This is a genomic window from Paraburkholderia sp. UCT31, assembly GCF_014397655.1.
Classification (GTDB): domain Bacteria; phylum Pseudomonadota; class Gammaproteobacteria; order Burkholderiales; family Burkholderiaceae; genus Paraburkholderia; species Paraburkholderia tuberum.
Window position 1 is genome coordinate 131349 of the sequence record NZ_VZQP01000019.1, and the last position, 10642, is coordinate 141990.

Genomic DNA, 10642 nt, shown 5'->3' on the forward strand with positions numbered 1-10642 from the left:
TTTAGTGAGCTGCGGGCGCGACGGCGGCGGGCCACGCAAAGCCGGCCTCGCCCGGACCCGGCGCCGGGCGCGGCGCGCCGAACAGCACGCTGCGCGGATTGGTGTTGAAGGTGTCGGCGGCGCGGTCGATCGATTGCGCCGCCGCGCGCACGTCCTCGGTCAGCGAATTGACGCGCGGCAGCGTCTGGAAGCCGACCTGCGCGGACAGGTCCTGCAGCGACGTGCTCATCTGCGTGAGCGCATCGCCCGCCTGCTGCGCGGCCGTGCCGACCTTGTTCAGATTGCGCTCGAGGGGCCCGTCCGGACGGTTCAGGTTCGTGATCATCTGGTTGGTCGACGCGAGCGTGTGGTTCAGCTGGTCGATCGTGCCGGGCAGCTTGCGGGCGACCGGCGCCATCTCACGAGTCAGCGTCGCGACGCCCGAGGCCGCCTGCGCGATGCTCGCCGCGGTGTCGTGCAGCTGCGCGACCATTTCCGGCGACAGCATGTTGTTCACGTTGTCGGTGACTTTTTCGAGCTTGCGCAGCAGCACGTCGCCGCGTCGCTGCAACTGGTCGAACAGACCCGGGCGCATCGGCAATTGTGCGACCTTTTGGGCTGACGACGGCAGCGGGGTCAGATCGCGCCCGGTATCGTCGAGCTGGATGAACGCGATGCCGGTCACGCCCTGCAAGCCGAGGCTGCCGAACGTCGAATGCGTGATCGGCGCGTGCTCGTCGACCATGATGCGGATCAGGATCTCCCCCGGATGTGTCGGATCGAACTTGATCGACTGCACACGGCCGACGTCGAGCCCGCGAAAGCGCACCGCCGCGTCCGCAAAGAGGCCGTTCACGCTGGTGCGCGCGATCAGGTCGTACGGCACCCGCACGGTGCGGTCGACGTTGAACAGATACGCCGCCAGCGCGACCGCCGCCGTCAGCACGACCGTGAAGAGCCCGGCCCAGAACGCATGCGCTTTGTTTTCCATTGTCAGTTTCCCTGGTTCATAGCGGCCCGGTTCATGGCGGCCCGCCTCACAGCGGCAACTCGGACGACGCCGGCTCGAGCGCCGCCGGCGGCAGCTTCGCGCGGCGCTCCGGCGGCAGCGCCTGCAGCGCGCGGCGCCCGCGCAGGCCGAGGAAATATTCGTGGATGAACGGATGGTCGACGCCCGCAGCCTCCTCGACCGGCGCGTTGACGAGCACTTTGCGATCGGCAAGCACGGCCACGCGTGTCGACAGTGCGACCATCGTATCGAGATCGTGCGTGATCATCACGACCGTCAGACCGAGCGCGCGATGCAGCCCCGAGATCAGCTCGACGAATTCGTCGGACGCCTCCGGGTCGAGGCCGGCGGTCGGTTCGTCGAGGAACAGCAGTTCGGGTTCGAGCGCGATCGCGCGCGCGATGCCAACCCGCTTGATCATGCCGCCCGACAGCGCCGATGGCATCTTCGACGCGTGCTTGCACGGCAGCCCGACCATTTCGAGCTTCAGCATCACGATGTCGCGCAGCAGGTCTTCGGGCACCTTGCCGAGCTCACGCACCGGTTGCGCGACGTTGTCGAACACCGACAGCGACGAGAACAGCGCGCCGCGCTGGAACAGCATGCCGGAGCGGCTGCGCATCAGCAGCGCGGTGTCGGGCGAGATCGTTGCGAGGTCTTCGCCGAACAGCTTGATCGTGCCCCTCGACGGGCGCTCGAGGCCGAGAATCTGCCGCACCAGCGTGGTTTTGCCCGAGCCCGAGCCGCCGACGATCGACACGATCTCGCCGCGCCGCACGTCGAGGCTCAGATGCTGATGCACGATGTTGCGGCCGTAGCGCTTGGTGATGTCGATCACCTCGATCACCGGCTCGGCGATCGACGGTACGGGTTGGCCGCGTACGGCTTCGGTGAGTGGCGCGATCATGCTAGCCCCACGTTCTGAAAGAGGATCGCGAACACCGCGTCCGCGAGAATCACGATGGTGATCGACGTGACCACCGAGGTCGTCGTGCCTTCGCCGAGACTCTGCGAATTGGCTTTGATACGGAAGCCGAAATGACAGCCGGCGATCGCGATCAGCATGCCGAATACCGCGCCCTTGCCAAGCCCGATCCACAGGTTCGCGATCGGCACGACGTTCGGCAGCTGGCGCGCGAAGAAGCTCATGTCGATGCCGAGCACGAGCTTCGCGGCGAGCGCGCCGCCCGTCAACGAGACCACGTTGGTCCACATCACGAGCAGCGGCATCGCGACGGCCAGTGCGATCACGCGCGGCAGGATCAGCCGCAGGCCGTGCGGGATGCCCATTACGCGCATCGCGTCGAGCTCCTCGGTCACGCGCATCACGCCGATCTGCGCGGTGATCGCCGAGCCCGAGCGGCCCGCCACCAGAATCGCCGACAGCACCGGGCCGAGTTCGCGAATCACCGCGAGGCCGAGAATATTGACGATGAACTGGTTCGCGCCAAACACGCGCAATTGCTGTGCCGACAGATAGCTCAACACGATGCCGATCAGGAACGCGACCAGCGCGGTGATCGGCAGCGCGCGAGCGCCGGCGTTGTAAATGTTCGCGGAGATTTCGGTCCACGGCGTGAGTTTCGGCTTGCGCACGATCGCGAGCAGATCGAGCACCACGCGCCCGAGCATCGTGACGCCGCCCTGCATATGCTCGACGAACGAGAAGAGGCTGAGGCCGAGCCGCGTGAACGGATCGAGGCGCGTGACCGGCTCGGCGCTCTCGCGCACCGTGTCGAGCAGCGCGATGCGCTCGAAGATGTCGCGCTGCGTGTCGGTGAGCGCGGTGCCCGGCGGCATCTTGCGGCCCCACACGCGCCACAGCGCCTGGCCGCCGACGTGGTCCATCCTGTCGACGCGCGACAGGTCCCACTCGCCGATGCCCTGCGCGCCGGTCAGCGAAACCAGTTGCGGAATCACGTGCCCGGTGTCGCGATCGCGCGCGAGCGCGAGCGCCGTCCACTGGCCCGAGAGACGGACGATCTTGCCTTTGCTGCCGGCCGCGACTTCAAGGCCGGGCGGAGTGTCATTGTTCAAGGATCGCGTGAATCTGGTTATCGGATTAGCGGCCATTGTAACGAAGGCTCGGCCGCCGGTCCGCACTGATGCACATCGATCGGCGTCGCCGTTCACCGCTGCGCATTCGAGTCCCGGGCGGGGTCGCTGTGGCTACAATATGGGACATGAATGCCTCCAAGACTCCCGCCTCCCCGTCCGCAGCGACAAGCGCGGCACCAGCCTCGTCGTCGGCTTCGACCGACTGGCGCATCGATCGCGAACGCGCGGTCAAGCTGTTCGGCGCGCATGCGCATGACTGGCCGATCGAAATCGTCGAAGAAACCGGCTCGACCAACGCCGACTTGATGACCCACGTGAAAGCCCTGCCGCGCCGCGCGAACGCGCTGCCGCGGCCGATCGTGCGCGTCGCGTATCTGCAGACCGCCGGGCGCGGCCGCCGTGGGCGGCCGTGGTACGCGGAGCCCGGCAACGCGCTGCTGTTTTCGGTCGCGTGCGTCTTGCCGCGACCGCTCGAAGGGCTCGGGGGCTTGAGTCTCGCGGTGGGCGTCGCGCTCGTCGACGGGCTGCGCTCGCTGCCGGTCGCGGGTCCCGGACAGATCGCGCTGAAGTGGCCGAACGACGTGCTGCTCGAAGGCGACAAGCTCGCCGGCATCCTGATCGAAACCGCGTGGAGCACCGACGACGCGAGCGCGGTCGTGATCGGCATCGGCACCAACGTGAAAGGCGCCGACGAACTCGCGGCGAAGGTGGGCGCGCTGAACGCCGAGGTACCGCCGCAGGCGCTCGGCACCGTGCCGACCGCGTTGCAACGCGCGCTGCCGAACGCGAATCTGACCGATACGCTGGCAGCCGAATTGAACGCGCTCGAACCGATGCTGCAGCGCTTCGGCGCCGAAGGCTTCGCGCCGTTCCAGCCGCGCTGGAACGCGGTGCATGCTTACGCGGGCCGCGACGTCGTGCTGCTCGAACAAGGCCAGGAGCTCGCGCGCGGCGTGGCGGCGGGCGTTGACGAGCGTGGCCAGTTGCTGCTCGATACGGCTGAGGGCCGCCAGAGCATCGCGACCGGCGACGTGTCGCTGCGCCTCGCCCACGGTGTCGCATGAGTCAGCGCGCGCCATATCTGCTGATCGACGCGGGCAATAGCCGGATCAAGTGGGCGCTGGTGCAGCCCGATGGGACGCAGTTGGCGAGCGGCGCGCTCGCGCATGACGACCTTGCCGGGCCACGCGCGCGGTCGGGTGCGCAACCCGCTTGGACTGACTGGCCGGCGCCATGCGGCGCGTGGCTCTCCAACGTCGCGGGTGCGGAGGTCGCGACGCACATCGCGGCGCTCGTCGACGCGCACTGGCCGCGACTGCCGCTCGCGACGATCCGCGCAAGTGCTCGTCGATGCGGCGTGACCAATTGCTACACGACACCGGACTCGCTCGGCAGCGACCGCTGGGCCGGCATGATCGGCGCGCACGCGACCTTTCCCGGCGAGCATCTGCTGCTCGCGACCTTCGGCACCGCGACGACGCTCGAGGCCTTGCGCGCCGATGGCGCGTTTATCGGCGGATTGATTGCGCCGGGCTGGACGCTGATGATGCGCTCGCTCGGTGAGCACACCGCGCAACTGCCGACGCTCGACGCCGCGCGCGCGCGCGGCCTGCTCGACGCCGCCGAAACCACCGGCGCGGGTCGTCGCGGGCCGTTCTTCGCAACGGATACGCCGCGCTCGCTGTCGGCGGGCTGCACGCTGGCGCAGGCCGGATTGATCGAGCGGATGTGGTGGGACCTGCAGGATGAGTGGCAGGTGCCGGTGCGTCTCGTAGTCAGCGGCGGCGCCGCCGACGAAGTGGCGAGCGCCCTGAAAGTGCCGCATACTCGCCACGATTCGCTGGTGCTGTCAGGGCTTGCGCTGATCGCAGCCGAGGATACGGCGCGGCAAAGCGGCTGATTGCCTGCCGTGGCTAGCGTTCGATTCACGACCGGGTGGCGCGTGACGTACGTGTAGAACGTGCGCCTGAGTTGCGCGCAATTCGCCGCCCATTTTCCGAACCCGAGTTTTTCCCGCACGCCCCAGGCTCAACTTCTTTCTGAATTGGAAACACCCACAATGCTTCGCTGGCCGATCGCCATTCTGATTGTTGTCAACGTGCTGGCTTTCGTCGCGCTGCTCGGCGCCTTCGGCCCCACACCCACCGCCAGCGGACGCGAGCCGAATCATCTGAACCGCCAGATTCATCCGGACTGGCTGAAGGTGCGGCCGGTCAACGCCGCCGATGCGGCCGACCAGGCGGTGGTCGGCGGACCCGCGCCGCAGGCGCCGATTTCGACATCGGAGTTGCCGCAGTAACCAGGTGAGCGACGCGTTCGGTTAGAAGTTCAGCAGTGCGCCGCGCCTTTTGCGGCAACGGGCGGCATCAACCCTGCGTCCGCACCTTCTTCAACAGCGCGGTCGTCGAGCGATCGTGCTCGAACGCAATCGCGAGCGCCTTGCCGCCCCAACCGCGCACGAGCGCCGATTCGGGCAGCGCGTCCATGTCGTAGTCGCCGCCCTTAACGAGCACGTCCGGGCGCAGCGCGGAAATCAGCTCGACGGGCGTCTTCTCGCCGAAGCCCACCACGTAATCGACGCTTTCCAGCGCCGCTAGCAAGGCCATGCGGTCGGCCTCGTTGTTGATCGGCCGGTCGTCGCCTTTGCCGAGCATCCGCACCGACGCGTCGCTATTGACACCAACGATCAGGCACGCGCCCAACGCCTTTGCGTCGGCCAGATAGGTCACGTGACCACGATGCAGGATATCGAACACGCCGTTCGTAAACACGACGGGCGCGCGCAGCGAAGGACGAAGCTTCACCAGGGCATCGCGCGTCAGAATCTTGCGTTCAAAGATGGCGGTCATCGCACGGTCACAGAGTTGGGGAATTAGGGAGTTGGGGCGTGACGGGAACAGGAATGCCAGGTGCCGTCACGATACACGGTGGACGGCCCGAAGCAAAACGGTCCGGCAAGCTCACGCTTGCCGGACCGCCGTTTGATACGGTGCTGAAACCGCCTGAGTCGTTACGCCGGCTGCTGCTGCGCCGGGTTTTGTTCAGCGGCTTGCAGACGCGCGACCACTTCCTTGCGATAACGGTTCAGTTCCTGCGCGGTGTTGAACGTGCGTTCGAACAGCAGCGACAGGTTGTGCAGAATGCGCTCGATGACCTTCTTTTCCCAGCCGTCGTCGAAACGGATCTGCTCGTCGAGCCAGCGCTCGAGCCATTCCGGATCCGGCAGACGCGACTGGATCGTGTCGCGCGGGAACAGCGCCTGGTTCACGTGCAGGTTGGTGGGGTGCAGCGGCTTTTCGGTGCGACGCGCCGACGCCATCAGCACGCCGATCTTCGCGAACGCGGCACGCGCGATGTCGCCGGTTTGCGCCATCGCCTTCTTCATGTAGCGCAGATACGCGCCGCCGTGGCGCGCTTCGTCGCGCGAGATAGTTTCGTAGATGTGCTTGATGACTGGCTCGGTATGCCATTCGGCGGCACGGCGATACCAGTGATTCAGGCGGATTTCGCCGCAGAAGTGCAACATCAGCGTTTCCAGCGGCGGTGCGGGATCGAACTCGAAGCGCACTGCGTGCAGTTCCTCTTCGGTCGGGACCAGTTCCGGCTTGAAGCGGCGCAGGTATTCCATCAGCACCAGCGAGTGCTTCTGCTCCTCGAAGAACCACACGCTCATGAATGCGGAGAAATCGCTGTCGTGATGATTGTCACGCAGAAACATTTCCGTGGCGGGCAACGCCGACCATTCGGTGATCGCGTTCATCTTGATCGTCGCGGCTTGCTCGTCGGTCAACAGCGATGCATCGAATTTGTCCCAGGGAATGTCCTTCTCCATGTCCCATCGAACGGATTCGAGCGATTTATAAAGTTCCGGATAAAGCATGGTGTTCATAGTCCCACCCCTGTTCTGCACATACTGTGTGTGTCTGTTGCTGCTACGTGTAGCCGTTTTTACCTACGACGAACGGACGTGCCGTTTATCGGCCAAGCATTCAATTTTACGCGTTAATCAGCCGCCCAGAAGCATCGGGCAGCAAAGAAGTCCGGGCTTTTGTATTGGCGCCTGAAGCGTGAATCAGGCGCCGTGGCCAACCGTGGGGAAGGGATACCCTTTGCCTGAGGTCGAGCCAGTCTGGGTCGAAAACCGCACCGTCCCGCCCTGCACCGGTAGCGCCGGCGGCGAATGACGCGAGGGCGGCGGGATTGGTCGTTTTCGGCGCGCGCCCCAAAGCCAGATCAAGCTTACACAATGATAGCACGCGCCTCCCACGAAACCCGTGACAGAAGCGGCGCGAGCGCACTGTGGTATTGACTTCTCTCAATAAAGTCGGCGATTCGCGCGGGGGGAAACCGCCGGCGCTGGAATAGGGAAAAACGCAGCCGATCAGTCGCCTTCATCAACGGCCATTGATTCCCGGCGCGCCGTCCGGCTCACGTCGACTTTTTCGGCGTTGCCGCGCTCGTTCCGGCCGCGCGTTTGGCCGACGGCGCGGCGCGCTTCGCCGCCGGCCGTTTGACGGCGGGCTTCGCGTTGTGCGCGGCGGCGCCCGACGCATCGGCGCCCGACGCATCCGCGGCCTTCGACGGTTCCGGCTTGCCCTGCGTGCCCCCGCCCGCCGCGGCGACCGCGACGGACGGCTGCGTCATCGCGAACTGCGCGATCTGGTTGAACTGCGATTGCAGCAGATTCCACCACGCGGACGCATCGAAGCCGGGCGCCGCAGGCGCTTCCTCTTCGTCGCTGTCGGCCTGCGTGGCGCTTTCGGGCCTGGGCTCGGCCGGCTTCGTCCAGCGCGGCGCCGGGGCGGGGCTCGGGGCGGTGTTCGGCGCGTCACTCGCGGCGGCACCCGACGCAGCAGCCGCCGCCTGCGACATCGACGATTGCGCGAACGCGCCGAACGCGCGCAGCGTCGCGAGCGTCGCACGTTGCACTTCGAGCGCCTGGATCGCCGACTGCAGCATGCTCAGATTCAGCTTCAGCCATTGCTCGACCGCGCGCATGTCGGTGACGCGCTTGTCGAGCTCCTCGACGCTCGTGAGCGGCGCCATCATGTCGGACATCATCGACAGCGACGGACTCGTGCCCCCACCCGGCTGCGCGCCCGTCATGGCGGCGCCGAACGGCGACAGTCGAATCATGCTCCACATGCGATCGAGCATTTCAGCGGGCGGAAAACCGGGGAAGCCGGGAAAGGGCGGCGCGGAGCCAGTGGTGTCGGTCATGGTTGTCGCCTCGGTGCTGGATGATAGGTGGAGCGCGCGATGCCGCGCGCGTCGATTCGATCATACCGTGTGGGGTATGACATCACGATCGTTGGTCGTTACGTGAACCGCCCGCGCCAAAATCGGCCGCGCGCCGCTCGCGCAACGAGCTCAGGCCCTCGCGCACGTCGGGTCCCGCGAAGCCCATGAATTCCAGCGCGAGCGACGTATCGAACGCCGGCCCCGCCGTGCGCAGCCAGTTGTTCAACGCGTACTTGGTCCAACGGATGGCGGTCTGCGAACCGTCGGCCAGCTTGCGCGCGACTTCGAACGCCTTCGGCAGCAGATCGCTTTCGTCGACGGCCAGCGACACGAGCCCGATGCGCTCCGCCTCCTCGCCGCTCACCGGCTCGCAAAGCAGCAGGTAGTATTTCGCCTTCGCCATGCCGCACAAGAGCGGCCAGACGATCGCCGCATGATCGCCCGCGGCAACGCCGAGGCGCGTGTGTCCGTCGATGATGCGGGCCGTCTTCGCCGCGATCGAGATATCGGCGAGCAGCCCCGCGACGAGCCCCGCGCCGACCGCCGGCCCGTGCATCGCCGACACGATCGGCTTGCCGCAGTTGATCACGTTGTAGACGAGGTCGCGCGCTTCGCGCCACACACGCGTGCGCACCTCGAAATCGTTCGCCATGTCCTCGACGAGCTGCAGATCGCCGCCGGCCGAAAAGCCTTTACCCTCGCCGCGAATGATCGCGACGCGCGTATCGGGATCGCGATCGATGTCGCGCCAGATTTCCGCGAGCTCGTAATGCATGCGTGCGTTCGCGGTCGCGAGGCCGCTTTTATTCGCGCCCTCGCCGCTCATCACGACTTCGAGCACGCCATGCGGATGACGCTGCAAACGCAGCGACTGGTAGTGCGCGTAGTACGCGTCGTTCGGTTGCGATGGCTGAGGCATGGTGAGCAGTCCGGAGGAGATTCGTTCAGTCGCGCGCGGAACGCCGCGCCCCGTTCAATGCGGCTGATAAAGCCACTTGCCATTGGTGATTTCGACCATCACGCGGGCGCGCTGATCGAGCCCGAGATGATCGGCCGCGCTCATGTTGACGACGCCATTGGTGTCCGCGAGACCGCGTGTTCCTTCGAGCGCGTCGCGCAGCGCGCGGCGAAACGGCGGCGTGCCGGGCGCGCCGGCTTTCAGCGCGAGCGGAATCGCATGCTCGAGCAACGCGCCCGCGTCCGACGTGTACGAACCGAATGCCGACACGCTGCCCGCGCCGTGCTGCGCCTCGAAGCGCGCGATGTAATCGAGGGCGAGACCCTTCGCCGGATGATCGGCCGGCAATTGCGCGGCGACCAACACCGGGCTCGCGGGCAGGAAGGTGCCGTTGCAATCGGTGCCGCACACGCGCAGGAAGTCGTTATTGCCGACGCCGTGGTTGTGATAGATGACGCCCTTGTAGCCTCGCTCGCGCAGCGTTTTCGGCGGCAACGCGGCAGGCGTGCCGGCCGCGCCGACCACTACCGCGTCGGGGTGGGTCGCGAGAATCTTCAGCACCTGGCCGGTCACGCTCGGATCGGTGCGATTGAAACGCTCGCTCGCGACCACGTCGATGTGATGCAGCTGCGCGAACTTCGCGACCTCGGCGTAGAACGTCTCGCCGAGCGCGTCGGCCTGGCCGATGAACGCGATCGTCTTCACGCCGTGTCCGCTCGCATGCTCGGCGATCGCCGAGGCCATCATCGCGTCGGTCTGCGGCGTCTTGAAGACCCAGCGACGTTTCGCGTCGACCGGTTCGATGATTTTCGCGGACGACGCGAGCGAGATCATCGGCGTTTCGCCCTCGGCGACAACGTCGATCATCGCGAGCGAATTCGGCGTGATCGACGAGCCGATGATCGCGTCGACGTGATTCTCGCTGATGAGCTTCCTGGTGTCCTGCACGGCGTGGGTCGTGTCCGATGCATCGTCGAGCACGATGTATTCGACGTTCTGCCCGCCGATCTGTTTGGGTAGCAGCGCGACCGTGTCGCGCGCGGGAATGCCGAGCGACGCGGCCGGCCCGGTCAGCGACAGCACGAGACCGATCTTCACCTGCGCGAACGATGTCAGCGGCAACGCGCAGGCAAGCGCGGCGCACAGCGTCGCGGCGCGCCGCGCGAAGCGCCGACCACGTTGAGGCAAGCCACGCGCGCTCGTGCGCGCTTCAACGGGCGACGCGCAAGCGCGCCGACATTCAGCTGCAGAGAAGTCCAATCGCGGCATGCTGTCTTATATGGACGCCTCCCGGTTTGCCAGGTGATATTCGGTGTGTGACGGACAGGATGAGGTTGCAGACTTATATCCGGCCTGTGGTGCGGATGGTGATCCGCTGGCCCTGATGGAATCTGCCG

Annotated in this window: 11 protein-coding genes; 3 read left to right on the top strand and 8 right to left on the bottom strand. The window is 66.3% G+C overall.

Features of this window, described 5'->3' with window-relative positions; all coding sequences use genetic code 11:
• Position 1: 1 nt before the first annotated feature.
• The 3 genes from F6X40_RS18165 to F6X40_RS18175 are packed head-to-tail and all read right to left on the bottom strand — an operon-like array spanning position 2 to position 3025.
• On the bottom strand, positions 2-970 hold the full coding sequence (locus F6X40_RS18165; RefSeq protein ID WP_184068605.1) for an MlaD family protein: 969 nt from the start codon (positions 968-970) through the stop codon (positions 2-4).
• A gap of 46 nt (positions 971-1016) precedes the next feature.
• Positions 1017-1895: an ABC transporter ATP-binding protein gene (locus F6X40_RS18170; protein WP_184002655.1), complete on the bottom strand. Its 879-nt coding sequence runs from the start codon at positions 1893-1895 to the stop codon at positions 1017-1019.
• Positions 1892-3025 carry an MlaE family ABC transporter permease gene (locus F6X40_RS18175; RefSeq protein WP_187628767.1) on the bottom strand — a complete coding sequence of 378 codons (1134 nt, stop codon included), beginning with the start codon at positions 3023-3025 and terminating at the stop codon, positions 1892-1894. Before F6X40_RS18175 ends, F6X40_RS18170 begins: the two co-directional genes overlap by 4 nt.
• A gap of 146 nt (positions 3026-3171) precedes the next feature.
• Between F6X40_RS18175 and F6X40_RS18180 the strand changes: the two genes are divergently transcribed.
• The 3 genes from F6X40_RS18180 (at position 3172) to F6X40_RS18190 (ending at position 5345) form a co-directional block, all read left to right on the top strand.
• Positions 3172-4110: a biotin--[acetyl-CoA-carboxylase] ligase gene (locus F6X40_RS18180; RefSeq protein WP_090802821.1), complete on the top strand. Its 939-nt coding sequence runs from the start codon at positions 3172-3174 to the stop codon at positions 4108-4110.
• Positions 4107-4946, top strand: a complete 840-nt coding sequence (locus tag F6X40_RS18185; RefSeq protein ID WP_187628768.1) for a type III pantothenate kinase — start codon at positions 4107-4109, stop codon at positions 4944-4946. Before F6X40_RS18180 ends, F6X40_RS18185 begins: the two co-directional genes overlap by 4 nt.
• Positions 4947-5105: 159 nt before the next feature.
• On the top strand, positions 5106-5345 hold the full coding sequence (locus F6X40_RS18190; RefSeq protein ID WP_187628769.1) for a hypothetical protein: 240 nt from the start codon (positions 5106-5108) through the stop codon (positions 5343-5345).
• A 67-nt stretch (positions 5346-5412) separates the two neighbouring features.
• On the opposite strand, the gene rfaE2 is transcribed toward F6X40_RS18190, so the two are convergent.
• The 5 genes from rfaE2 to F6X40_RS18215 form a co-directional block, all read right to left on the bottom strand.
• Complete coding sequence (gene rfaE2 / locus F6X40_RS18195) at positions 5413-5895, bottom strand: D-glycero-beta-D-manno-heptose 1-phosphate adenylyltransferase (RefSeq protein ID WP_152851779.1); 483 nt, start codon at positions 5893-5895, stop codon at positions 5413-5415.
• Between the two features lie 161 nt (positions 5896-6056).
• Positions 6057-6935: a ferritin-like domain-containing protein gene (locus tag F6X40_RS18200; protein WP_184026492.1), complete on the bottom strand. Its 879-nt coding sequence runs from the start codon at positions 6933-6935 to the stop codon at positions 6057-6059.
• Between the two features lie 539 nt (positions 6936-7474).
• A complete protein-coding gene (locus F6X40_RS18205) occupies positions 7475-8266 on the bottom strand; it encodes a PhaM family polyhydroxyalkanoate granule multifunctional regulatory protein (protein WP_187628770.1) in 792 nt (263 codons plus the stop codon).
• 82 nt (positions 8267-8348) lie between these two features.
• On the bottom strand, positions 8349-9206 hold the full coding sequence (locus tag F6X40_RS18210) for an enoyl-CoA hydratase/isomerase family protein (protein ID WP_187628771.1): 858 nt from the start codon (positions 9204-9206) through the stop codon (positions 8349-8351).
• Between the two features lie 54 nt (positions 9207-9260).
• Positions 9261-10514 carry an ABC transporter substrate-binding protein gene (locus F6X40_RS18215; RefSeq protein ID WP_187628772.1) on the bottom strand — a complete coding sequence of 418 codons (1254 nt, stop codon included), beginning with the start codon at positions 10512-10514 and terminating at the stop codon, positions 9261-9263.
• Positions 10515-10642 lie beyond the last annotated feature (128 nt).